This window comes from Pseudomonas sp. LBUM1659 (genome assembly GCF_059716045.1).
Map to the genome: position 1 here is coordinate 3,714,746 of NZ_CP166797.1, position 21,219 is coordinate 3,735,964.

Below are 21,219 nucleotides of genomic sequence, written 5' to 3' on the forward strand. Positions count from 1 at the left end.
AGCCTCTGTGTTGTTTGATTGAAAGCCATCGCGAGCAGGCTCGCTCCCACAATTGATCGCGGTGTACTCAGATTATGTGTACACCAAAGACCTATTGTGGGAGCGAGCCTGCTCGCGAGGGGCCGCAAGGGTTTAAACCGGCACTTTGAAACAATGTGAACCAAGGCTTTTGCGTCTACCGTGAAGGATTCTGCGACAGCATGGCGTTTGGCGATCTGGGGAGTGGCACGTATGATGCATCACAAACTTCCGCAGATTAGAAGCCTATGTCTCTGATAGTTCTACTGCTTCTGCCTTTCATCGGCAGCTGTCTGGCAGCCGTTCTGCCGCACAACGCGCGTAATACTGCCCCCCTGCTGGCTGGCCTGATCGCACTGATCGGCACGGTCCAGGTCGCGCTCCTGTACCCACAAATCGCCCATGGCGGCGTGATCCGCGAAGAATTTTTCTGGCTGCCGAGCCTCGGCCTGAACTTCGTCTTGCGTCTGGACGGGTTCGCCTGGCTGTTCTCGATGCTGGTGCTGGGCATCGGCACCCTCGTCTCGCTGTACGCACGCTACTACATGTCGCCGGACGATCCGGTGCCGCGGTTTTTTGCGTTTTTCCTGGCTTTCATGGGCGCCATGCTCGGGCTGGTGATTTCCGGCAACCTGATCCAGATTGTGTTTTTCTGGGAGCTGACCAGCCTCTTCTCATTCCTGCTGATCGGTTACTGGCACCACCGCAGCGACGCACGACGCGGCGCCTACATGGCACTGATGGTCACCGGCGCGGGCGGCTTGTGCCTGCTGGCGGGGGTCATGCTCCTCGGCCATGTGGTCGGCAGCTACGACCTGGACAAGGTCCTGGCCGCTGGCGATCTGATTCGCGCGCACACCCTCTACCCGCTGCTGTTACCCCTGATCCTGATCGGCGCCTTGAGCAAAAGCGCGCAATTCCCTTTCCACTTCTGGTTGCCCCACGCGATGGCGGCGCCGACACCCGTCTCGGCTTATCTGCACTCGGCGACCATGGTCAAGGCCGGGGTGTTTCTGCTGGCACGGCTTTGGCCTTCGCTGTCCGGCAGCGAAGAATGGTTCTACATCGTCAGCGGAGCCGGCGCCTGCACCTTGCTGCTGGGTGCTTACTGCGCAATGTTCCAGAACGACCTCAAAGGATTGCTGGCCTACTCGACCATCAGCCATCTGGGCCTGATCACCCTGCTGCTGGGCTTGAACAGTCCGCTGGCCGCCGTGGCCGCGGTGTTCCACATTCTCAACCACGCCACCTTCAAGGCCTCGCTGTTCATGGCCGTCGGGATCATCGACCACGAAAGCGGCACCCGGGACATTCGCAAGCTCAGTGGCCTGATCAAGCTGATTCCGTTCACTGCCACCCTGGCCATGGTCGCCAGCGCCTCGATGGCCGGCGTGCCGCTGCTCAACGGTTTTCTGTCGAAAGAAATGTTCTTTGCCGAAACCGTGTTCATCAATGCCACGGCCTGGGTCGAGTGGAGCCTGCCGATTGTCGCAACCATCGCCGGTACCTTCAGCGTCGCCTATTCGTTACGCTTCACTGTAGATGTGTTCTTCGGCCCGACCGCCACCGACCTTCCGCATACCCCGCACGAGCCACCCCGCTGGATGCGCGCACCGGTGGAACTGCTGGTGTTCACCTGCCTGATTGTGGGGATTTTTCCGGCGCAAGTGGTCGGCTCCATACTGGCTGCCGCAGCCCTGCCCGTGGTGGGCGGCACCCTGCCGGAATACAGCCTGGCGATCTGGCACGGCTTGAACGCGCCGATGATCATGAGCTTGATCGCCATGTCTGGCGGCATCGCGCTCTATCTGCTGTTGCGCAATCAGCTCAAGCGCGGGCGCTTCAAGTATCCGCCGGTTATTGGCCGGCTCAGCGGCAAGCGCCTGTTCGAGCGCAGCTTGGTGATCACGATGCGTCTGGCCCGTCGTCTGGTGCGACGGATCAGCACTAACCGCTTGCAAACCCAATTGTTCCTGGTAGTCCTCACCGCCGTATTGGCAGGGTTGATCCCGATGCTCCACAGCAGCCTGAGCTGGGGCGACAGGCCGAAAATTCCCGGCTCGATCGTCTTCGTGACCCTGTGGTTGCTGGCGATTGTCTGCGCCCTCGGCGCGGCGTGGCAGGCCAAGTATCACCGACTCGCGGCCCTGACCATGGTCAGCGTCTGCGGCCTGATGACGTGCGTGACCTTCGTCTGGTTTTCCGCACCCGACCTGGCACTGACGCAACTGGCGGTCGAAGTGGTGACCACGGTGCTGATTCTGCTGGGCCTGCGCTGGCTGCCACGACGGATCGAAGAGGTGTCGCCACTGCCAAGCAGCCTGCGCAAGGCACGCATCCGGCGTATCCGCGACTTGCTGCTGTCGACCGTGGTCGGTGGCGGCATGGCCTTGCTGGCCTACGCGATGCTGACACGCCAGACGCCCAACGACATTTCTTCGTTCTACCTCAGCCGTGCCCTGCCCGAAGGCGGTGGCAGCAACGTGGTCAACGTGATGCTGGTGGACTTCCGCGGCTTCGACACCCTCGGTGAAATCACCGTGCTGGTGGCCGTGGCCCTGACCGTGTTCGCCCTGCTGCGACGCTTCCGCCCCCCCAAAGAAAGCCTGCAACTGCCGGCCCAGCAACGCCTGTTGGCACCGGACGTGGTCACCGATCTGGTCAACCCGCGCCACGCCAGCGATACCGCACTGGGTTTCATGATGGTCCCGGCAGTGCTGGTGCGTCTGCTATTGCCGATTGCACTGGTGGTGTCGTTGTACTTGTTCATGCGCGGGCACAATCAGCCGGGCGGCGGTTTTGTCGCCGGGCTGGTGATGTCGGTGGCGTTCATCCTGCAATACATGGTCGCCGGCACACAGTGGGTCGAGGCGCAAATGAGCCTGCGACCGCTGCGCTGGATGGGCACCGGGCTGCTGTTCGCCACGGTCACCGGGCTCGGGGCCATGGCGGTCGGTTATCCGTTCCTGACCACCCACACCTGGCATTTAACACTGCCGGTGCTGGGTGACATTCACATCGCCAGCGCACTGTTTTTCGACATCGGCGTGTATGCCGTGGTGGTCGGTTCGACGCTGTTGATCCTCACCGCCCTCGCCCACCAATCGGTTCGCGGCCACAAAACCGCAGCCCAGCCAAAACCCGTCGCCACGCAAGGAGCCGTCTGATGGAAGAAGTCATCGCAATCGCAATCGGCGTTCTTGCTGCGTCCGGCGTCTGGCTGATCCTGCGGCCACGGACCTTTCAGGTGGTGATGGGCCTGTGCCTGCTGTCCTATGGCGTCAACCTGTTCATTTTCAGTATGGGCAGCCTGTTCATCGGCCGGGAGCCGATCATCAAGGACGGTGTGCCGCAGGACTTGTTGCACTACACCGATCCACTGCCGCAGGCCCTGGTGCTGACCGCCATTGTGATCAGCTTCGCCATGACCGCACTGTTTCTGGTGGTGCTGCTCGCTTCACGGGGCTTGACCGGGACCGACCATGTCGATGGCCGGGAGCCTAAAGAATGAATGCGATGACGCACCTGATCGCCGCACCGATTCTGCTGCCGCTGCTGACCGCCGCCATCATGTTGATGCTCGGCGAGAAACACCGTCCGCTGAAGGCTAAAATCAACCTGTTCTCCAGCCTGCTCGGCCTGGGGATTTCCGTGTTGTTGCTGCAATGGACACAAACCACCGGCGTCCCTGGTTCCATCGGCGTGTACCTGCCGGGCAACTGGCAAGTGCCGTTCGGCCTGGTGCTGGTGGTCGATCGCCTGTCGGCCTTGATGCTGGTGTTGACCGGGATCATTGGCGTCAGCGCCTTGCTGTTCGCCATGGCCCGTTGGGACGGCGCCGGTTCCAGCTTCCACGCGCTGTTCCAGATTCAATTGATGGGGCTGTACGGTGCGTTCCTGACCGCCGACCTGTTCAACCTGTTCGTGTTTTTCGAAGTGCTGCTGGCGGCGTCCTACGGCTTGATGCTGCACGGTTCCGGCCGACCGCGGGTGTCGGCGGGGCTGCATTACATCTCGATCAACCTGTTGGCGTCGTCGCTGTTCCTGATTGGCGCGGCACTGATCTACGGCGTCACCGGCACCCTGAACATGGCCGACCTGGCGCTGAAAATCCCTCTGGTGACAGAAGCCGATCGCGGCTTGCTGCATGCCGGCGCGGGGATTCTCGCGGTGGCGTTTCTGGCCAAGGCCGGGATGTGGCCACTGAACTTCTGGCTGGTGCCGGCGTACTCCTCGGCCAGCGCACCAGTGGCGGCCATGTTCGCGATCATGACTAAAGTGGGCGTCTACACCTTGCTACGCTTGTGGACACTGCTGTTCTCCGGTCAGGCCGGGGCGTCGGCGTATTTTGGCGGCGACTGGCTGATCTACGGCGGCATGGCGACGATCGTCTGCGCGGCGCTGGCGATTCTGGCGGCCCAACGCCTGGAACGCATGGCCAGCCTGAGCATTCTGGTGTCGGCCGGGATTCTGTTGTCAGCCATCGGCTTCGCCCAACCGAACCTGATCGCGGCGGCGCTGTTCTATCTGGTCAGCTCGACCCTGGCGTTAAGCGCGTTGTTCCTGCTGGCCGAGTTGATCGAGCGTTCCCGTTCGGTCATTGAAATACCGCTGTTCGATGACGCTGACCTGATTGCGCGTCCGACACCCTCCGTGCAGCCGCCCAAAGGCACCAACCTCGATGACGATCAGAAAGCCGTGGTCGGCCAAGTGATTCCCTGGACCATGGCCTTCCTCGGTTTGAGCTTCATTGCCTGCGCATTGTTGATTATCGGCATGCCACCGCTCTCCGGATTTATCGGCAAACTCAGCCTGCTCAGCGCCCTACTCAACCCGCTAGGCCTGGGTAATGGCGCGGGTGAACCAGTGTCGAACGCGGCGTGGGGATTGCTGGCACTGCTGATTCTGTCGGGGCTCGCCTCGCTGATCGCATTCTCGCGCCTGGGCATCCAGCGATTCTGGACCCCGCAAGAACGTCCATCGCCGCTGCTGCGTCGCTTTGAGTGCGTGCCGATCTTTGTGCTGCTTGGGCTGAGCATAGCGCTGACGTTCAAGGCCGAACCGCTGCTGCGCTACACCCAGGCCGCCGCCGATGCCTTGAACAACCCGCAGCAATACGTGATGGCCGTGCTCGGCACCCGCGCCGTGCCAAGCCCGGAAGCCCAAGCGGCGATGGCGGAGGTGCAACCATGAAACGCCTGTTTCCTTCTCCCTGGTTGTCGCTGGCGCTCTTGCTATTGTGGCTGGTGCTGAATCAGTCAATGAGCCCGGGCAACCTGTTGCTTGGCGCCCTGTTGGGTTTCTGCGCACCGTTGATGATGCGCAGGTTGCGACCGCTGCCGATTCGTATTCGTCGCCCCGGGGTGATCCTGCGTTTGCTCTCGGTGGTCGGCCGAGACGTGGTGGTATCCAACCTCGCCGTGGCCTGGGGCGTGCTCAATGCCGGTCGCCGGCCGCCGCGATCACGCTTCATCAAAGTGCCTCTGGACCTGCGTGATGCCAACGGCCTCGCCGCGCTGTCGGCAATCTGCACAGTGGTCCCTGGCACCGTCTGGTCGGAGCTGGCGCTGGACCGCAGCATCCTGTTGCTGCATGTGTTCGATCTGAATGACGAAGCACTGTTCATCCAGCACTTCAAGGCGACTTATGAGCGCCCCTTGATGGAGATCTTCGAATGAGCGCATTGCTGTCGAACGCAATCCTGCTGAGCCTGTTCCTGTTTTCCGTGGCGATGATCCTGACGCTGATCCGTCTGTTCAAAGGGCCATCGGCCCAGGATCGGGTACTGGCGCTGGATTACCTGTACATCATCGCGATGCTGATGATGCTGACGCTGGGCATTCGCTATGCCAGTGACACCTATTTCGAGGCGGCGCTGTTGATCGCCCTGTTCGGTTTCGTCGGCTCGTTTGCCCTGGCGAAATTCCTGCTGCGGGGCGAGGTGATCGAATGAATGGCGAACTGTCGCTGTGGGTTGAGATTCCAGTGGCGATTCTGCTGCTGCTCAGCAGTCTGTTTGCGCTGATCGGCGCCATTGGCCTGGTGCGGATGAAGGATTACTTCCAGCGCATGCACCCGCCGGCGCTGGCCTCGACATTGGGCGCGTGGTGCGTGGCGCTGGCGTCCATCATTTACTTTTCGGCGCTCAAGTCGGGGCTGGTGCTGCATGCCTGGCTGATTCCGATTCTGTTGGCGATTACCGTGCCGGTGACCACCTTGCTGCTGGCCCGGGCGGCGCTGTTTCGCAAGCGCATGGCCGGGGATGACGTGCCTGCCGAGGTGAGCAGTCGACGGAGTGAGAGCGGGAGCTAATCCGGGTTTTGCATTGACCGTCAGGGCCTCATCGCGAGCAGGCTCGCTCCCACATTGGATCTGCAGTGAACACAAAATTTGTGGATCAACCAGATCAGGTGGGGGTGAGCCGGCTCCGGGCGGCGTTCCGACGATGCAATTTCAGCAACAGCTCAAATCCAGGCAACTGCCAGCAACCCGGCCCCCAACACCACACACAACGGCGAATACACCCACGTGTCGAGCCGCGCAAACGTCGACTCCTTGACCTCTTTGAAGAACCCCACCAGATTCGAATCGCCAATCGCCCGGGCGAACATCAGAATCGCAATGGCACTGATCACCCATTGCAGCCACCGGTTATGCACCACAGGCAGACACAGCCCGACTCGAAGACACACCAGCATGGTGATCATCAGCAACCCCACCGCCACCAGCAATGTCACCCAACCCGACGGCTTGAACGCCGGCCTTGATTGCGCGCCGCCCTCCCCGGGTACTCGCGGCACCGCCGCCTCGCTACCCCACTTGCCGCCCGATGCCCAATACACGTGGAGAAGGCTGATCATCAAAAAGATTGCAGCCATCCATTGCGCGAACAACAGGCTCATATTCAGACATCCATCCAGTGGGAGCGAATGTGCTCCGGGCGGCGTTAGAAGTACTTAACAAACCATAACCGTGCAAATCACCCGTTTACTTCAGTTCGGCGGAAACCTTATCAGCCACCTCCTTTGGCACCCACGCCTGCCAGATCTCCGGGTGCGTCTTCATGAACGCTTGCGCCGCCTGGCGTGGCGGGGTGTGCTTTTCGCTCATCTCGGCCAAGGCCTTGTTCAGTGGATCGATCGGCAAATCGACCTTGCTGAAAAACTCGGCGATTTGCGGGTACTGTTTTTGAAACGGCGCAGACACACCGATGGACAGCTTGGAGGGCAGTGAACGAGTCGGCTTGGGGTTGGGATTGTCGGCGTCGGTCAGGGTTTTCCAGGCTTCGGCGTCGAAGGGTGGCTCCTCCAGCTGAATCAGCTTGAAGCGTCCAAGCAAGGGTGTCGGAGACCAGTAATAGAACAGAACCGGTTTACCCCGATGGATCGACGACGTGATTTCTGCGTCCAGCGCGGCCCCGGAACCGCTGCGAAAATTCACATAGCTGTCGTTCAGGCCATAGGCGGCGAGTTTCTGCTTGTTAACCACTTCCGACGTCCAGCCGATAGGGCTGTTGAGGAAGCGCCCCTTGCCCGGGGCTTCCGGGTCGGCGAACACGTCTTTGTATTTGGGCAGGTCGCTGACACTACGCAGCCCCGGCGCCAGCGGCTTGATACCTTTGGCCGGGTCGCCCTTGATCACATATTCCGGGACCCACCAGCCCTCGGTCGCGCCCTTGACCGTATCGCCCAGGCTCGCGACCTTGCCTTCCGCCTCCGCCTTGACCCAGACCGGGCTGCGACCGGCCCATTCTTCACCAATGACCTGAATGTCATTGTTGGCCAGTGCGGTTTCCAGGGTAATCGTGGTTCCCGGCAAGGTATCGGTCGGCAGCCCGTAACCCTTCTCGACAATGATCCGCAGGATATCCGTGATGAGACTGCCGCTTTCCCAATTCAGGTCAGCGAAATGGATCGGAGCCTGGGCCGCGAATGCAGGAACGGGGGAGGTCAACAACCCGAAACTAGTCAGTGACGCCGCCAGCAACCGTCGAAATCCTCTCATGCTTTTGCACCTCGTGCTGTTCACAGCAATAGCAGGATGGCCTGATAAAAGACCGCAAGCCTCAAAATATTCAGTCAATTGACTGTAGTAGAGGATCCTGATTTCGAGGGGCGGGAATTAATTTTCGCCAGCGTCCTGCAAGCGTGACAGCGCTCTTCTGACCATGCTGGCGTACGCCGCCGGGCGCAGCGTATAGATCTGTGACGCCACCCAATTCAGCCAGGCTCCCTGCAGAACAGCCTTCTGCTCGAACAGCCGCCGGGCTTCAGTGTGTGCACTGGCCTGGTTCTGATCGTGGAAATCGGCGCGGGTCAGTGTCATTACTCGCTGGCCTTGAAGGTCACCAGTTCGCCCTTGCGCCACTTGGCGGCCTTGGCGGTAACGGCTTTCAGGGTTTTGGTCAGGCCTTCCTGCAACTGTTGGTGGGCGGCGAACACCGTCACCACGCTATGGCCTTCCTTGAACACAATCGCCTGACCTTCGGCGGTGGTGACAAACGCGTAATCGCCCAACCCATATACGGTCAGTTTGATTTCGCGGAACTTGATGTCCAGCTTGCCACCTTCGCGACTCGGCAGAACAGAGGCGCTGAAATGATCGCCGACCTTGAGTTTGAGCCCCGGCTTGTCGTCCACCACCAGCGCTTCTTCGGTATCGATCTCGGCAATGTAAATGCCTTCGGCGTTCTGTTCGGTGATGTAGACGAAACGAGATTGAAACTGTTTAACCAACTTTGCGCGCAAATCACCCAGCACGAACAAAGCATGCATATCGAGATTACTTACTGCCAAGGAAACATCCCCACATCTGAAATTGATACCGCACGCAGGAAAAGCGCACAGCAGAAAAAAGCGGCCATACCGATGGTCTTGCAAAAAAACCGGGTTGAAATCCTGATCCGGGCTGAGGGCTCGTGCATCGCGAGGTCCGTGAGCGTACTGGAACATCACTCTCGCCGTCTTCCCTCAACGTCGTCAGAGGTTGAAGGAAAATACCCTTCTTACTGCCAGAGGAAAAAGGATGACTAACTTTAAGGAAAAAACTCTTCAAGAAAAGCACTTTTCTGACATATCGCCCGCAAAAAATTGCTTTAGATGTACTCCATTCGCCAACCGGTGATGGCAATTCTAGAGCAGCGATGCTGACAGCGACTAGCCAAAACGACGTACATACGTCGGCAAAACAATGAAAAGGACTTCATATGTGCACTATGACTCATTTTGCAACCGCCCAGGCGCCTTATACCCACAACGCCTCGTCACTGCCTCAGGGGGTGTTCGACCAACCTCGTCTGCACCCCGGAGACCCCGCCTGGCCAAGGTTCCAGGTGGTTTTGGCCGGTAACGCGTTCTTCCATATCAAGGAAGCTGCCACAGGCCGCGTCAGAGGTTTCCGCGGCGACCACAACGAAGCCTGTGCACTTGCCCGCTCGCTAGAGTCACGCGAATGAGGCGCCGCTGAACTCAACCCAACAGACATTTCGTCACACCGCCGACTTATCTCAGCCATCGGCGGGCAACTACTGCCATACTGCCCGCCCCATGAAACCCGTTCCCACGTCGGACGGCGCTCAAAACAACAAAATATTTCCAAGGGAAGGCTGCTACGTGACGGAATTTGATATTGGCGAATTTATTATCCGGGGCGAAGCCAGAGAGATCGACGGCGAATTCCAGGCAGTGATTGTCATGCGCGCCAAACCGAAATTGACCACGGTGACGTATCACCAGGTCGAGAAGGATCGCTGGTTCAAAACGGCGGATACTGCCGCCATTGCCGCTCAGGAATCGGCCAAAGCCCTGAAGGCCGCAGTCGATGCAGGTGCACTGAAAGCCTGATCATCGAAATTGCCGTCTATGCTCACTCCTGCTTTGGAACATCCATCGAACTCCTGAAGCGCGACCTCCTCAGATGCAATGAAGTCGCCCTTCAGATCTCGCATTCACGGGAACCACCAGGAGATGAACATGGATTCACCCACACACGACTTGAAAGGCTTGTTCGACCAACTCGGCCTGGACTCCAGCCAGAAGGCCATTGATGATTTTATTGCCAGCCATTCCCCCTTGGCCGACAACAAAAAACTGATCGATGCCGAGTTTTGGAGCCCGCAGCAGGCCGGTTTCCTGAAAGAACAGTTACGTGAAGACGCCGATTGGGCACGAGTGGTCGACGACCTGAACCTGCGCCTGCACCAGGTTCACTAGCCCACACACTCAATGCAGGCTGTCTGGTCAGTCAGCGTTCAAATGCGCCAACCAGGCAGTCCTGCACGCTTCGGCCTCATTGCGACTGGCAAACGCCGTCCCCCGGCGCTCGCCGTTGAGCAGTACCACCCAACAGACGCTCTGCCCCATCGCGCGCAAACTGGCGGGTACGCCACTGCCAATCATCACCGCGACATTAACTTTGCTTTGCATGCTGGCCTCTCGAATTTCATTAGCAACCTAACCATGTAGGCATGTTAATGAGTTAATCCGCGAGGAAACAGCAACGAGCCTGCACAGCTTCGTTGCCAGAATCGTAACAATGGCCCGCCTCTAGCGAGGACTCTGTGGCTTGTAACCCAACCGCAAACCACCCCAATGCCGTCCCTTGAGAATGATCGGCACCGAGAGGTCGTGCATCAGTTCGCCGGTGTCGCGGGTGTATGTCTGCAACAACACGGGTTGTTGATGGCTGCCGCAGCGGATACCCGTGCGGTCAGCGAATTTACGTTTGGTGCGGTTTTGCAGTGTATCGACCTGCGTGTCGCCGGTTAGCGGCAGGCTAAAGGTCTTGTTATGGGTTGGCACATAGCCCTGCTGTGTGCAGGCGATGGCAAACACCAGGCCTTCATGTCGCGGTAACAACGGCTCCTGAATCGCCGGCAGGACCTGATCGGTGTAGCGGTCGAAGCGGGTCTGAAACCTGGACGGGCTGGTATTGGGGATCGCCTGGTAATTTCGGTCAAACAGGTCATCGAGGCTGACACGTCCCTGGTCGATATCCGCTTCGAAACGCACGGCAATCTGGCTCGCGCCTTCGCGGGCCAGGTCATAAATCCGTTGGTGATAGTCATCCAGTCCGACTTCGGCCAGGCGTTCACTGATGGATTCGGCCTGACCTTCCATTTGCACAGCGGCCTGGGCCAGACGCTGGGTCTGTTGATCACTGACGGCAAGATCGCTGCGCATCTGTTCGATGGCATGGAACAGGCTGTCGAGTTGTTCGCGATTGGTGTCCGCGCCGCGGGCGATTTCCCCGACCTGGCTTTCGACACCTGCGGCCAGTCGCGCGATGTTCTCCAGGTGCTGACCGGTGTGCTCGACTTGCTCGACACCGCTGTCGAGGTCGCTGGAGAGTTGGCGGATCTGCTCGACGACCTGAGCGGTGCGGTGCTGGATATCGGCAACCATCTCGCCGACCTCACCGGTCGCCGCCGCAGTTCGCGCCGCCAGGCCCCGCACTTCATCGGCCACCACCGCAAAGCCCCGACCGTGTTCACCGGCCCGCGCGGCTTCGATAGCGGCGTTCAACGCCAGCAAGTTGGTCTGGCTGGCGATGGACTGGATCACCAGCGTCACCCGCTGGATATCGTCACTGCGCAAGCTCAAGGCCTCGATCAGCTCGCGACTGTTGCTGGCGCGCTGACTGAGTTGATGCATTCGGGCGATGAACTCCATCAGTTCCTTGCGCCCTGCTGCGCCGCTTTGATGAGCCTCGCTGGCGGCACCGAGGGCTTCGCGGCTGAGTTTGGAAGTGGCTTGTTCGGTCGCAATCATCACTTCGGCATTGCGGACAATTTGCGCTGCCGCGCTGAGTTGCGATTGCAGTTTGTCCGCCAGTTGCTTGACCGAAAAGGCCACGCCCGCTGCGGATAGCGCGTTATGGCTGGTGGTGTAGGAAAGGTCGCGAGTCAACGTGGTGATGGTGCTGGAGTTGTCCGCGCAGGTGGCTTCGGGCGTAGCGCGGGAGCGCAGACGCGGCAGCCAGATAATCAACACGGCCAAGGGCAAGCCAAGGTATAGCGACCAGCCACCCAGCGCCATGCCGCACAACACAAGCATCAGGGCGACGCTTTGCAGGGTCGGCGTCAGCCAACGGTTTATCGGCAAAAGCACTGGCGCAGGCGCTGCCGCCGCCAGAGATCCGTCGCTCGTCATTTTCGTCACCCCACGCCCTTCTAATTGTTGTCTGCGCATTGAACGCCACTACAAAGCCATTATCTATGATCCATTAGTCGTGGGTTGCAGCTGATCAATAGAGGCGTGCGAGGTTTTTTACAGACGAAAAAAAGCATCGCGGGCCAGCCTTGCTCCTGTTGGAGTGAGGCTAGCCCGCGATGCGGAGCGCTGCGAAATCAGGCCTGACGCTGGTGCTTGTCGATCTGTTCGTGACGCTCTTGAGCTTCGATGCAGTACTTGGTGGTCGGGCTGATCAGCAGGCGTTTCAGGCCAATGGCCTCGCCGCTGTCGTCGCACCAGCCGAAGCTGTCTTCTTTGATGCGTTCCAGAGCCTGTTCCAACTGAGGCAGCATGCGCTGGTCGCGATCGATCGCGTTCACCAGCCAGGTGCGCTCTTCTTCGACAGAAGCCGCGTCTGCCGGATCGGCCGGGGTGTCCAGGCTCTCGATGGCGATGCGGTTCTGTTCGATGCGCTCATGGGTTTCGACTTTCATGTTCTGCAGCAGCTCGGAGAAAAAAGCGTGCTGCTCAGCATTCATGTAGTCATCCGCCGGCATGGCCAGCAACTTGTCCTTTGTCATTGATATCTCTATAAAAAAACGTGCATTAAGGCGAATTAGGGAGCGTTCCGGCGGACCTCGGTCGGCCGTCGGAAAGGCGCCATTTATTCCAAGCGCCACCCGGCACTCAATTTACGAGGGGCGGCAGTCTAAGGCCGACTTGAGGCCCCAGCAACTGAAAAGTCAGCGAATTTGTGCGAAAAGGTGCGCAAAGTGCTCTATGGCAACCATTGCCGCCGTTATCGGAGTGCGTTTATAGCAAGAAATTCAATCGAATGGCGGTATATAGAAGACAAACGGCCACACAAGCGCCCCCCGCTTATTGCAGGTCGCGCAACCTGAGCTAAGGTTGTCCGTCCCGCAATGGTCCTCTGAAGGAATGTATTAATGAAGCTGATCGGCATGCTGGATTCGCCTTATGTACGGCGTGTGGCCATTTCCGCCATACACTTGGGCATCGACCTGGAGCACCAATCGGTGTCGGTGTTTAGGCACTTCGAGCAGTTCCAGCAGATAAACCCGGTGGTCAAGGCGCCGACGCTGGTGTTGGATGATGGCGAAGTGCTTATCGATTCAACGCTGATCATCGATTATCTGGAAGCCCTCGCCGGCCCCGGCAAAAGCCTGATGCCCGGCGACCTCAAGGAACGGCTGCGCGCCTTGCGCGTGACCGGGCTGGCGCTGGCGGCGTGCGAGAAGTCAGTGCAGCTTTATTACGAACGCAGCCTGCGCCCGGCCGAGATTCAATTTCAGCCGTGGGTGGAACGCGTCGAAGGCCAATTGGCGGCGGCCTATTCAGCACTTGAACGCGAACTGGAAACGCATCCGCTAACGAATGGTGCCTTGATTGCGCAGGACGGGATCACGGTGGCAGTCGCCTGGAGCTTCACCAATTTGGTAGTGCCGGATCAGGTCGATGCTGAGCGCTTCCCGCGAATCGCCGAATTCACCGCCCAAGCGGAAACCCTTGAGGCATTCATCAGTACCCCGATAACCTGAGCCGCCCACTCAATCGGACTCACCCATGACCGCCGCCGAACAGCCCACCCCGTCGCTGAAGGAAATCTTCAACGCCGAGCGCCTCAAGCACATCGCGACCGAAATGACGGCGGTCTACCCCGAGTTCAACGCCAAAGCCTTCCTGAAGAGGGCCAACGACGGCCTCGCCGAGTTGTCGATCATGCAGCGCATGGCCCGGGTTAGCGAATGCCTGCACGCGGTGTTGCCACTGGATTATGAAGAGACCCTTGAGGTGTTGCGCGCCCTCGCCCCTCGACTTAACAGCGGCTTCGTCAGCATCTCGCTGCCGCATTACGTGGCGCTGTATGGCGCCCATGATTTCGAGCAGTCGATGGACGCGCTCAAATACTTCACCGCGTTTGGTTCTGCGGAGTTTGCGGTACGGTATTTTCTGCGTAGCGATTTGAAGCGCTCGTTGGCGCTGATGCAGCAATGGTCTCGGGATGAAAATGAACACGTCCGGCGTCTGGCCAGCGAAGGCTGTCGGCCGCGTTTGCCGTGGTCGTTCCGGCTTGAGCAGATCCAGGCCGATCCGACCCTTGCTGCCGCCATCCTCGGCAACCTCAAGGCGGATGAAAGCCTTTATGTGCGCAAGTCAGTGGCCAATCACCTCAATGACATCACCAAGGATCATCCCGACTGGGTGCTGGACCTGATCGAAGGATGGTCGCTGGATAACAAGCACACCGCGTGGATTGCCAAGCATGCGTTGCGCAGTTTGATCAAGCAGGGCAATCAGCGAGCGTTGGCGATTATTGGAGCCAGTGGCAAGGCCGAGGTCGAGATTGTTGGGGTGAGGGTCGAACCGGCGGTGATTCGTCTGGGGGAGAAAATCACCCTGTCGTTTGTTGTGAAATCCACGGTGGCGGAGCGTCAGCGGCTGGTGATCGACTATGCGATTGATTACGTCAAAGCCAATGGCAGCACGTCGGCGAAGGTGTTCAAGCTCAAGGCGTTGACGTTGCCTGGCAAGGCGACTGAACGGGTCAGCCGTGGCCAGCAGATCATGGAACTCACCACCCGCAAGCACTATGTGGGTTTGCATGCCGTGCACATTCTGGTGAACGGCGAACGCCTGGCCAGCACCTCATTCCAAATCCTCGCCTAGCCGGCCGCTGCTATAAACGAAGGCGCGCTAATTAACGATGCGGACCTGCTTGGCGATTGAGCTGAGTTGATCTCGGTCGAAACCGACGTTGCTCAACCCTCACTGAATGAAGTCCAGCGAAGCCTGGCCGATATCAACCAGGTTTCTGATGTTCACTGCAGGATGTCCAGACGGCGATATTACCAGTAGCGGCGCCCAGCGCTCGGCTTCTGAATAGCGGCCGTGACCATTGCCGGTGCCACCGTGATCGCTGGCAAAAATGACCAAACGCTGAGGCATTGCATCCTGGGCGGATGGTGACGCAAATGCATTCTCCCACAGGCGACGAATGCGGGAATCTGTTGCTCGCACGGCGGCAGCGTAGCCTGGATCAGACGGGTCAAAAGAACCGTTATGGCCCGCTTGGTCTACAGCATCGAGATGAATGAAGGCCAGATCGGGCTGGCATGCTCGCCAGGTGGTCAGCACTTCATGCTCGACCGCCGCATCGTCCTTACGCAAAAGCGCTGCATGGTGTATCTCTGGCAAAGCCCGCAAACGCCCCTCGACCAAGTCGTACAGCGGCCGCCAGGAAGTAATGAGAACGCTGCGACTATCGGCCTTGCGGCCCTGAAGGCGCTCAAACACGGTTTGAACTTTGATTGGACCTTTGCTGCTGTTATCAACAATGCCATGTGCGCTTGCCCAGCTTGAGGTCAGCACACTGATCCAGCCAGGTGCGGAATAAGTCTGTTGCGTGCGGCCGTTGCTGACATCGACTCTCCCCCAAGCCAACCCCTGAGATTCAGCCAACTGGTACAGAAAGGGGGTCAGTGCCGGGCTAACGGCGTCGGAACGCAGGCCGTCGATACCGATGATGACGACCTGCCGGGCGGGCACTTGCGGCGCAGCATTGCATTGCCCTACCTCGTCGCTAGGTGAACAGCCAAGCAGGCTCATCGCGCACAACGCTACCAGCAACTTGAGCCCCGAGCGCAGAGTGAGATTCCGAGTATTGAAAACCAAAGCTGAATATCCCCCAAAAAACACAGAATTCCGTGGCTGTGCAGAGGGTGTGAATCTGGAACTGACCCCCTCCGAGCGAATCCTTGATCTGATCGGCTGCACGCTGACATACCGTCGACCGCTGGAGCGGGCTGTGAGCCGTTAGTGCCGAGAATGCCCCAGAGAATGAATTCATGATGCCTGCGACACTTCTAGTTGGTGCTGGAGTCTAGCCGTGGATTGATGACCATCGTTTTCCAGCCGCCACGACACACCGAAATCGACGGTGGATTCAACAGGCCGATGCAACAGATTGGCTAAATCGTTCAGCGGGCGTTTCGCAGCTTAGTTTTTCTTCTTGATCAGTTTACTCATGTAGTACTTGAGGCTTAAACGATCTTTGGGTCTTGGCTTGTAGTGGGTCTTGTTTCTTTGTGCGGGATCGATCGCCATGGTTCCTGCGGTGTAGTAATAAAGCGCTATAGACCTGCGCGTGATGTGCTCTGGAGTCGTTAAAGGCTCTGGGTGCCCATGATTGCTGTCTTTGTCTGTATTGAAGATGACGCAACGATTGTAAATGGGCAGAACTTTTTTAAGGCAGGTCTTCATATCGACATCCCAAAGCTCTAGATTACCGCCGTATTCCTCTTGCCAGCTTTCATTCAGATAAATTATGACATTCAGCCTACGCTCAACATTAAGCTTTTTGTTGAGCCTGAAGTCCGAATGCACCCCAAGAAAACCACCACTCTTCGTTTCATGCAGCCCGCCACCACTAAAGTAGGGGTCAGGTATCAAACCTTCGATGCCCGTGAGCTTTTCAAGAAACTGCAACATGGGCGCCGAGTTAAAAGCGTTAAAAACAGTCTTGAGAAAAGGGGGGCATTCATTGGGACTGATTTGACGTTTTAGTTGACCTTTATAGCCGCGCTCGTAGAGCATTTCGTTGTTGGTTGCCTCGACGGGAAAGTGCGAGCATATACTTGCAATCAGGTCTTCGTGTAAGAAGTTATCGATAACGATGTGCGGGAATGGCGTAGCCTGAATATAGTGGCTGGCCAATGAATAACCAAAGGCGCTGGCGGCGTCCTGGTCGAAATCAAGCCCCGAGGAGAGGGTGATAGGTAGTGTTTGAGTGATGGGTGCCATTACCGCTCCAATAACTTAATACAAAAAACTGTGAGATGACTTGAAACAGAGCCAAACGCACTGCTCGTACACGCCTGCTTAACTTATGTTTTGCTGTTGTCCTTGTTCAAGCGCTTAAGGATATTATTGTACATTTTTGTTCGTCTGTGAGTCGATTCATAGCCCCCAGCCGCTGCAACAGTACCAGACTGAATATGATCCAGATAGCCGAAAATTTTACGCGGCGATAACATTTCAACGACATAGCCAAGCTCGGTCATGCAGTCTTGGAGGGTATAACCAGGAACACGATCATCCATTGAAAAATGCAGGCCGTGCTGTTTGATAAGCTTGCAGTTCCACAATGTACAGAAACTCTTCAAGTACACTTCCTTGTATGGTTTTGGCTCTCTTGAGCGTAATCCAACAGAGATTTTCAGGCGTCTGAAATGGTGTTTGAACAGTCGTGAACTAAAGCGCCAAAGAGTTCTGGTGGTCCCACGATTTAATTGCTCTACACAACCGACGGCTACGACTTTCTGATTTTTAATGCATTTATTCAGCATCATCGGGAAAACGTTTTTATCGAAAACAAATGTGTCAGTATGCATGAGGAACAAATAATCAGTTTCAACTCGCTCCAAAACCAGGTCAAGAGCTTTGCCATGCGCGATATGGCCTGGTTCCGGCTCAGAAACAGAACGCTCGATTAAATTAATCCAGTCAAGCGATCTCAAATACTCAGTGCTTTCATCGGCGGAATAGTTATCAACCACCCATATTGGGACACGGCTACCCACATGCTGGTGCAATAAGTCTAAACATATCTTGGTGATTTCTGGCGTCTTGTAATTTACTATAACTATGCTAAAGGCATTAGAGCTATCAGCCGACAAATTAGCACTGCTCATCGTTTAGGTACTCAAGGTATTATATTTAGATGTAGAGATAATTGAGTTTGTATCCAGTTGTCTCTTATATATTCGCGCATGATTTCGCATGACTATAGAACCTGATCTGTTAAGTCGCTTTTTCATACGCTGAATAGCCATAGCTAACTCAAAGCCTGATGGAGAGGAGCATATGCGAATTTCATCTTATAAGGATCCACTCTGCAGGTAAATATCCGTGAGTTAATTTGTTACATCGGAAGGCTGGTTAGGCGAGCTTTTTGGGACGGCGTACTGCATCTCCCTCTGTGGCGAGGAGCTAGCCTTCGCCACAGAGGGTCGCGCTTACTCCTTCAGCTCAACGTGATCCAACGCCTGATTCACCGCCAATTCCCCCAACATGACCACTTGCGTAATCCCCAGCAGGGTTTTGCGGTGTGAGTTCTCCAATAGCGCCGCGAAATTGCTGAGCATGGTGGTGGCCGAGCCCAGTGATTCGCTGGCGTTGGCCAGCAGGGATTCGGTGTCGTACTTAGGATTGGCAAGGAACATGGGTTCGGGTTCGTGGGTACTGGCCATGATTTGGGCCGCCGGGTTGAGGTAGTGGTCGAGTGCGCGTTCGGCCGCTTCGTGGAATTTTTTGGAATCGATGGATTCGTAGGGGGATGCCGGATCGGTGTCCGGTGGGTTTGGCGTTGGTTTGAACATAGATAAAACTCCGATGCTACTTAAATGGAGCCATCACCCTCTCGCTACCAAACGGAGGGTGGCGGCCATACGAAGGTTGGTAGACCGGGCATCGGAACCGGCGCCCCCGAAGGAGCCCTGCGCATGGCCACCATAAAAACGCAGTCCTGAGAAAGGACCGCCGAAGGTGACGCTATGCGTCGATGCTAAGGGTCTACCAAACCCATCACTGTTTTTCAGCGACGAGAACACGATAGAACCCAAGTCATAGACGCACAAGCCGGCGGATTCTGTCTTACCCGTAGGCGATGACGCAAGGCGTTATAGCCTTTGGGTGGTAACAGAAGGCTTCGTTTAAACAGATAAAATCCTTGTTGTTTAAGCGCCAGCAAAGTAGAGGCAAATCTCTGGCTGAGTCAGTCAAACGAAATCCGTGTGGGAGCGAGCGAGCCGGCTCGCTGCGGGCACTGATTGACCATTAAGTACATCCACCCCGCTATTTCAGACCAATGTTGCAAGTGGATCGCAAATGACAAAGGCGCCTGATGATCACGCTTTATTTTGTTTTTTCCGTGGGTGTGCAGAGGGTGTGAATCTGGAACTGAACCCCTCCAAGTGATTCCTTGATCTGATCGGCTGCGTGCTGACATGCCTCCATATTCTTGTACTCGGCATGATCGATCGCTGTAGCGGGCTGTGAGCCGTTGGAGCCAAGAATGACCCAGAGAATGAAGTTCATGATGCCTGCGACGCTTCTAGTGGGCGATGGAGGCTAGCCGTGGATTGATGACCATCGCTGTCAGGCTGCGACGAAGCCGATTGTCTTGGGAGCTGACGCCATCATGAAACTACAACTTCAGCTCTGCGCGTTCAGAAACAGAGAGAACAGCTCGGACTGAGATTTAATCCCCAGTTTGCTGTACATGTGCTTGCGGTGGACCTTCACAGTCTCGGCGGAAATCGCCAGCTTGCGCGCGATCTCCTTGTTCGAGCAGCCGCTGAGCATTAGCCGGCCGACCTCAAGTTCGCGGGCGGAGAGCGGCGTATCCAGCTGCTTGTCAGTAGAGTCCAGCCAGCTCTGCCAACTTGGCGTCGGCAACGCGCTCTGCTCCAGCACCTCCCGCTCGAATGCCATGCGCTGACGCATCAGGGCTGCGACCCAAGGCTGGATGAGTGTGAGCAGAGCGATCTGCTCTGGACTGAAGTGGGCCTCGCTTCCCAGTGACAGGCTGAGGGTGCGTTCCGCGTCGAGTTGGACGTTGATATGTACTTCGTCGGCAACGATATTGAGGCGGAAGTAGCGTTGGTAGTAGTCGGTCTGCTCGAAGCACTCCGGCGCCACGTCGGCTAGCCAAAACAAACCGTTCTGCGGTGCTTCCCGATTGGCCAGGTAAAAGGGATCGAGCAGATACAGGCCTTTGAGGTAATCCTGAAAGAGCGGGTCCGGCCCGCCCTCTTTACCTGGACATTCTGCAAGCACCTGTGGACGGCCATTGCTGAAAACCAGAACGACCCAACTGTCCACCGGTATGTATCTATCCAGCAGACGCACCAGGGCCAGCCAGAAACCAGGCCGGTCAAGGCCCTCAATCAGCCTGCCAATCGCCTGGTGCCAGGCGATGTCCTGCAATGTAATGCTCACGACTCTACCCATACGGGGTTACCCCATCGATGTGATTACTTTCCGTTTTATGGCTCTCCATACTTCATCCAGCCCGGGCGGGTGCTGTTTAGTTTGGAGATTGCGAGCCCACAACACGTGAAAGGATCACCAATGAAGATTGAACTCGTACAACTTACCGGTCGCGATGGCGATACCGCTTATAACCTGGAGCGTACCTTGCAGGCCATCGCTACCTGCGCAGTGGATACCGATCTGCTGATTTTTCCAGAGACCCAATTGATGGGATTCGCCAGCGCGCAACAGCTCGCCGATGTCGCCGAGCCCCTGAACGGGCCGAGTGTGCAGGCCGTGCAGCGCGCTGTACGCGAACGCAACGTCGCGGTGGTGGTTGGCATGGCTGAGAACGACCGCGGCATTTTCTACAACACCTCCCTGCTGATAACGCCACAAGGGATCGCCTTGCACTATCGCAAGACTCACCTTTGGCCGTCGGAACGCGGCCTGTTTCAGCAGGGAGACCGTTATGCCACTGCGCTCTGGAAGGGAGTCCGTGTCGGCATCCTGATTTGCTACGACATTGAGTTGCCGGAAAGTGCTCGGGCCCTCGGCCAACTCGGTGCCGAGCTGATCCTGGTCACTAACGGCAACATGGATCCCTACGGCCCTGTCCACCGTACCGCGATCATGGCTCGCGCTCAGGAAAACCAGGCATTCGCGGTGATGGTGAATCGAGTCGGCGACGGCGATGAAGGCCTCGTTTTTGCCGGTGGGAGTGCAGTAATCGATCCCTTCGGACGCACGCTATTCGAAGCGGGGCGCGAAGAGTGCCGTCAGGTGGTAGAGCTGGATCTCGACCTGCTGCGCACCGCCCGCCTCGACTACGACTACCTCAGTGACCGCCGCCTGCTCCTGATCGGTGAGCAAATTGAGCACAGTGATGGTCGCCGTGAACTACTGATCCCCTGAACCACAGCGATTGTTCCGACATGATTCGATTTTGACCCTGCCACAACAATAATTCACACACTAG

At 57.4% G+C, this 21,219-nt stretch carries 25 protein-coding genes; 12 read left to right on the top strand and 13 right to left on the bottom strand.

Annotation, left to right across the window (positions count from 1 at the left end; all coding sequences use genetic code 11):
* Nucleotides 1-266 precede the first annotated feature (266 nt).
* The 6 genes from ACA048_RS16770 to ACA048_RS16795 are packed head-to-tail and all read left to right on the top strand — an operon-like array spanning nucleotide 267 to nucleotide 6,330.
* Nucleotides 267-3,185 carry a monovalent cation/H+ antiporter subunit A gene (locus ACA048_RS16770; protein ID WP_497625427.1) on the top strand — a complete coding sequence of 973 codons (2,919 nt, stop codon included), beginning with the start codon at nucleotides 267-269 and terminating at the stop codon, nucleotides 3,183-3,185.
* A complete protein-coding gene (locus ACA048_RS16775) occupies nucleotides 3,185-3,529 on the top strand; it encodes a Na+/H+ antiporter subunit C (protein ID WP_007944721.1) in 345 nt (114 codons plus the stop codon). The genes ACA048_RS16770 and ACA048_RS16775 overlap by 1 nt, the downstream gene beginning before the upstream one ends.
* Entirely contained in the window at nucleotides 3,526-5,211 is a 1,686-nt protein-coding gene (locus ACA048_RS16780) for a monovalent cation/H+ antiporter subunit D (RefSeq protein WP_497625428.1), read from the top strand. Before ACA048_RS16775 ends, ACA048_RS16780 begins: the two co-directional genes overlap by 4 nt.
* Nucleotides 5,208-5,696 carry a Na+/H+ antiporter subunit E gene (locus ACA048_RS16785; RefSeq protein ID WP_497625429.1) on the top strand — a complete coding sequence of 163 codons (489 nt, stop codon included), beginning with the start codon at nucleotides 5,208-5,210 and terminating at the stop codon, nucleotides 5,694-5,696. The genes ACA048_RS16780 and ACA048_RS16785 overlap by 4 nt, the downstream gene beginning before the upstream one ends.
* Complete coding sequence (locus ACA048_RS16790; protein ID WP_007944718.1) at nucleotides 5,693-5,971, top strand: K+/H+ antiporter subunit F; 279 nt, start codon at nucleotides 5,693-5,695, stop codon at nucleotides 5,969-5,971. Before ACA048_RS16785 ends, ACA048_RS16790 begins: the two co-directional genes overlap by 4 nt.
* A complete protein-coding gene (locus tag ACA048_RS16795) occupies nucleotides 5,968-6,330 on the top strand; it encodes a Na+/H+ antiporter subunit G (RefSeq protein WP_452626920.1) in 363 nt (120 codons plus the stop codon). The genes ACA048_RS16790 and ACA048_RS16795 overlap by 4 nt, the downstream gene beginning before the upstream one ends.
* 152 nt (nucleotides 6,331-6,482) lie before the next feature.
* Here ACA048_RS16795 and ACA048_RS16800 read toward each other — a convergent pair whose 3' ends face one another.
* The 4 genes from ACA048_RS16800 to ACA048_RS16815 all read right to left on the bottom strand — a co-directional run bounded on the left by ACA048_RS16800 (nucleotide 6,483) and on the right by ACA048_RS16815 (nucleotide 8,792).
* Complete coding sequence (locus ACA048_RS16800; protein ID WP_497625430.1) at nucleotides 6,483-6,920, bottom strand: DUF3995 domain-containing protein; 438 nt, start codon at nucleotides 6,918-6,920, stop codon at nucleotides 6,483-6,485.
* 85 nt (nucleotides 6,921-7,005) lie between these two features.
* Nucleotides 7,006-8,022 (bottom strand): ABC transporter substrate-binding protein, encoded by a 1,017-nt coding sequence (locus ACA048_RS16805; protein ID WP_497625431.1) that lies wholly within the window; start codon nucleotides 8,020-8,022, stop codon nucleotides 7,006-7,008.
* A 117-nt stretch (nucleotides 8,023-8,139) separates the two neighbouring features.
* Nucleotides 8,140-8,343, bottom strand: a complete 204-nt coding sequence (locus tag ACA048_RS16810) for a hypothetical protein (RefSeq protein ID WP_497625432.1) — start codon at nucleotides 8,341-8,343, stop codon at nucleotides 8,140-8,142.
* Nucleotides 8,343-8,792, bottom strand: a complete 450-nt coding sequence (locus tag ACA048_RS16815; RefSeq protein WP_497625433.1) for a hypothetical protein — start codon at nucleotides 8,790-8,792, stop codon at nucleotides 8,343-8,345. Before ACA048_RS16815 ends, ACA048_RS16810 begins: the two co-directional genes overlap by 1 nt.
* 431 nt (nucleotides 8,793-9,223) lie before the next feature.
* Here ACA048_RS16815 and ACA048_RS16820 point away from each other — a divergent pair, with 431 nt between their 5' ends.
* From ACA048_RS16820 to ACA048_RS16830, 3 genes are all read left to right on the top strand, one after another.
* A complete protein-coding gene (locus ACA048_RS16820) occupies nucleotides 9,224-9,472 on the top strand; it encodes a hypothetical protein (protein ID WP_497625434.1) in 249 nt (82 codons plus the stop codon).
* Between the two features lie 157 nt (nucleotides 9,473-9,629).
* On the top strand, nucleotides 9,630-9,860 hold the full coding sequence (locus ACA048_RS16825) for a hypothetical protein (protein ID WP_497629883.1): 231 nt from the start codon (nucleotides 9,630-9,632) through the stop codon (nucleotides 9,858-9,860).
* Nucleotides 9,861-9,989: 129 nt separating this feature from the next.
* A complete protein-coding gene (locus ACA048_RS16830) occupies nucleotides 9,990-10,229 on the top strand; it encodes a DUF2789 domain-containing protein (protein WP_452626926.1) in 240 nt (79 codons plus the stop codon).
* Between the two features lie 27 nt (nucleotides 10,230-10,256).
* On the opposite strand, the gene ACA048_RS16835 is transcribed toward ACA048_RS16830, so the two are convergent.
* The 3 genes from ACA048_RS16835 to ACA048_RS16845 form a co-directional block, all read right to left on the bottom strand.
* A complete protein-coding gene (locus ACA048_RS16835; protein WP_497625435.1) occupies nucleotides 10,257-10,442 on the bottom strand; it encodes a hypothetical protein in 186 nt (61 codons plus the stop codon).
* 120 nt (nucleotides 10,443-10,562) lie between these two features.
* The gene (locus ACA048_RS16840; protein ID WP_497625436.1) at nucleotides 10,563-12,206 is read right to left on the bottom strand and encodes a methyl-accepting chemotaxis protein; all 1,644 of its coding nucleotides are present in this window, start codon (nucleotides 12,204-12,206) and stop codon (nucleotides 10,563-10,565) included.
* Nucleotides 12,207-12,364: 158 nt separating this feature from the next.
* On the bottom strand, nucleotides 12,365-12,769 hold the full coding sequence (locus ACA048_RS16845) for a TraR/DksA family transcriptional regulator (RefSeq protein ID WP_007907888.1): 405 nt from the start codon (nucleotides 12,767-12,769) through the stop codon (nucleotides 12,365-12,367).
* 366 nt (nucleotides 12,770-13,135) lie between these two features.
* On the opposite strand from ACA048_RS16845, the gene ACA048_RS16850 reads away from it, so the two are divergent.
* On the top strand, nucleotides 13,136-13,747 hold the full coding sequence (locus ACA048_RS16850; RefSeq protein ID WP_497625437.1) for a glutathione S-transferase: 612 nt from the start codon (nucleotides 13,136-13,138) through the stop codon (nucleotides 13,745-13,747).
* Nucleotides 13,748-13,772: 25 nt separating this feature from the next.
* A complete protein-coding gene (locus ACA048_RS16855) occupies nucleotides 13,773-14,876 on the top strand; it encodes a DNA alkylation repair protein (RefSeq protein WP_497625438.1) in 1,104 nt (367 codons plus the stop codon).
* Between the two features lie 99 nt (nucleotides 14,877-14,975).
* Here the strand turns inward: ACA048_RS16855 and ACA048_RS16860 are convergent, their stop codons facing one another.
* The 6 genes from ACA048_RS16860 to ACA048_RS16885 form a co-directional block, all read right to left on the bottom strand.
* Nucleotides 14,976-15,836: an alkaline phosphatase family protein gene (locus tag ACA048_RS16860; protein ID WP_497625439.1), complete on the bottom strand. Its 861-nt coding sequence runs from the start codon at nucleotides 15,834-15,836 to the stop codon at nucleotides 14,976-14,978.
* A 369-nt stretch (nucleotides 15,837-16,205) separates the two neighbouring features.
* On the bottom strand, nucleotides 16,206-17,009 hold the full coding sequence (locus ACA048_RS16865) for a 2OG-Fe(II) oxygenase (RefSeq protein ID WP_497625440.1): 804 nt from the start codon (nucleotides 17,007-17,009) through the stop codon (nucleotides 16,206-16,208).
* Between the two features lie 83 nt (nucleotides 17,010-17,092).
* Nucleotides 17,093-17,899 carry a glycosyltransferase gene (locus ACA048_RS16870; RefSeq protein WP_497625441.1) on the bottom strand — a complete coding sequence of 269 codons (807 nt, stop codon included), beginning with the start codon at nucleotides 17,897-17,899 and terminating at the stop codon, nucleotides 17,093-17,095.
* Nucleotides 17,900-18,223: 324 nt separating this feature from the next.
* Nucleotides 18,224-18,586: a DUF6124 family protein gene (locus ACA048_RS16875; protein ID WP_497625442.1), complete on the bottom strand. Its 363-nt coding sequence runs from the start codon at nucleotides 18,584-18,586 to the stop codon at nucleotides 18,224-18,226.
* 535 nt (nucleotides 18,587-19,121) lie between these two features.
* The gene (locus ACA048_RS16880) at nucleotides 19,122-19,304 is read right to left on the bottom strand and encodes a hypothetical protein (protein WP_497625443.1); all 183 of its coding nucleotides are present in this window, start codon (nucleotides 19,302-19,304) and stop codon (nucleotides 19,122-19,124) included.
* A gap of 117 nt (nucleotides 19,305-19,421) precedes the next feature.
* A complete protein-coding gene (locus ACA048_RS16885) occupies nucleotides 19,422-20,207 on the bottom strand; it encodes a LuxR C-terminal-related transcriptional regulator (RefSeq protein ID WP_497625444.1) in 786 nt (261 codons plus the stop codon).
* Between the two features lie 132 nt (nucleotides 20,208-20,339).
* On the opposite strand from ACA048_RS16885, the gene ACA048_RS16890 reads away from it, so the two are divergent.
* Nucleotides 20,340-21,155 (top strand): carbon-nitrogen hydrolase family protein, encoded by an 816-nt coding sequence (locus ACA048_RS16890; protein WP_497625445.1) that lies wholly within the window; start codon nucleotides 20,340-20,342, stop codon nucleotides 21,153-21,155.
* Nucleotides 21,156-21,219 lie beyond the last annotated feature (64 nt).

Bases quoted from the DNA above. Each gene is read 5' to 3' on its own strand.
- ACA048_RS16770 (WP_497625427.1), top strand. From the start codon at position 267: ATGTCTCTGATAGTTCTACTGCTTCTGCCTTTCATCGGCAGCTGTCTG.
- ACA048_RS16775 (WP_007944721.1), top strand. From the start codon at position 3,185: ATGGAAGAAGTCATCGCAATCGCAATCGGCGTTCTTGCTGCGTCCGGC.
- ACA048_RS16780 (WP_497625428.1), top strand. From the start codon at position 3,526: ATGAATGCGATGACGCACCTGATCGCCGCACCGATTCTGCTGCCGCTG.
- ACA048_RS16785 (WP_497625429.1), top strand. From the start codon at position 5,208: ATGAAACGCCTGTTTCCTTCTCCCTGGTTGTCGCTGGCGCTCTTGCTA.
- ACA048_RS16790 (WP_007944718.1), top strand. From the start codon at position 5,693: ATGAGCGCATTGCTGTCGAACGCAATCCTGCTGAGCCTGTTCCTGTTT.
- ACA048_RS16795 (WP_452626920.1), top strand. From the start codon at position 5,968: ATGAATGGCGAACTGTCGCTGTGGGTTGAGATTCCAGTGGCGATTCTG.
- ACA048_RS16800 (WP_497625430.1), bottom strand. From the start codon at position 6,920: ATGAGCCTGTTGTTCGCGCAATGGATGGCTGCAATCTTTTTGATGATC.
- ACA048_RS16805 (WP_497625431.1), bottom strand. From the start codon at position 8,022: ATGAGAGGATTTCGACGGTTGCTGGCGGCGTCACTGACTAGTTTCGGG.
- ACA048_RS16810 (WP_497625432.1), bottom strand. From the start codon at position 8,343: ATGACACTGACCCGCGCCGATTTCCACGATCAGAACCAGGCCAGTGCA.
- ACA048_RS16815 (WP_497625433.1), bottom strand. From the start codon at position 8,792: ATGCATGCTTTGTTCGTGCTGGGTGATTTGCGCGCAAAGTTGGTTAAA.
- ACA048_RS16820 (WP_497625434.1), top strand. From the start codon at position 9,224: ATGTGCACTATGACTCATTTTGCAACCGCCCAGGCGCCTTATACCCAC.
- ACA048_RS16830 (WP_452626926.1), top strand. From the start codon at position 9,990: ATGGATTCACCCACACACGACTTGAAAGGCTTGTTCGACCAACTCGGC.
- ACA048_RS16835 (WP_497625435.1), bottom strand. From the start codon at position 10,442: ATGCAAAGCAAAGTTAATGTCGCGGTGATGATTGGCAGTGGCGTACCC.
- ACA048_RS16840 (WP_497625436.1), bottom strand. From the start codon at position 12,206: ATGCGCAGACAACAATTAGAAGGGCGTGGGGTGACGAAAATGACGAGC.
- ACA048_RS16845 (WP_007907888.1), bottom strand. From the start codon at position 12,769: ATGACAAAGGACAAGTTGCTGGCCATGCCGGCGGATGACTACATGAAT.
- ACA048_RS16850 (WP_497625437.1), top strand. From the start codon at position 13,136: ATGAAGCTGATCGGCATGCTGGATTCGCCTTATGTACGGCGTGTGGCC.
- ACA048_RS16855 (WP_497625438.1), top strand. From the start codon at position 13,773: ATGACCGCCGCCGAACAGCCCACCCCGTCGCTGAAGGAAATCTTCAAC.
- ACA048_RS16865 (WP_497625440.1), bottom strand. From the start codon at position 17,009: ATGGCACCCATCACTCAAACACTACCTATCACCCTCTCCTCGGGGCTT.
- ACA048_RS16870 (WP_497625441.1), bottom strand. From the start codon at position 17,899: ATGAGCAGTGCTAATTTGTCGGCTGATAGCTCTAATGCCTTTAGCATA.
- ACA048_RS16875 (WP_497625442.1), bottom strand. From the start codon at position 18,586: ATGTTCAAACCAACGCCAAACCCACCGGACACCGATCCGGCATCCCCC.
- ACA048_RS16880 (WP_497625443.1), bottom strand. From the start codon at position 19,304: ATGAACTTCATTCTCTGGGTCATTCTTGGCTCCAACGGCTCACAGCCC.
- ACA048_RS16890 (WP_497625445.1), top strand. From the start codon at position 20,340: ATGAAGATTGAACTCGTACAACTTACCGGTCGCGATGGCGATACCGCT.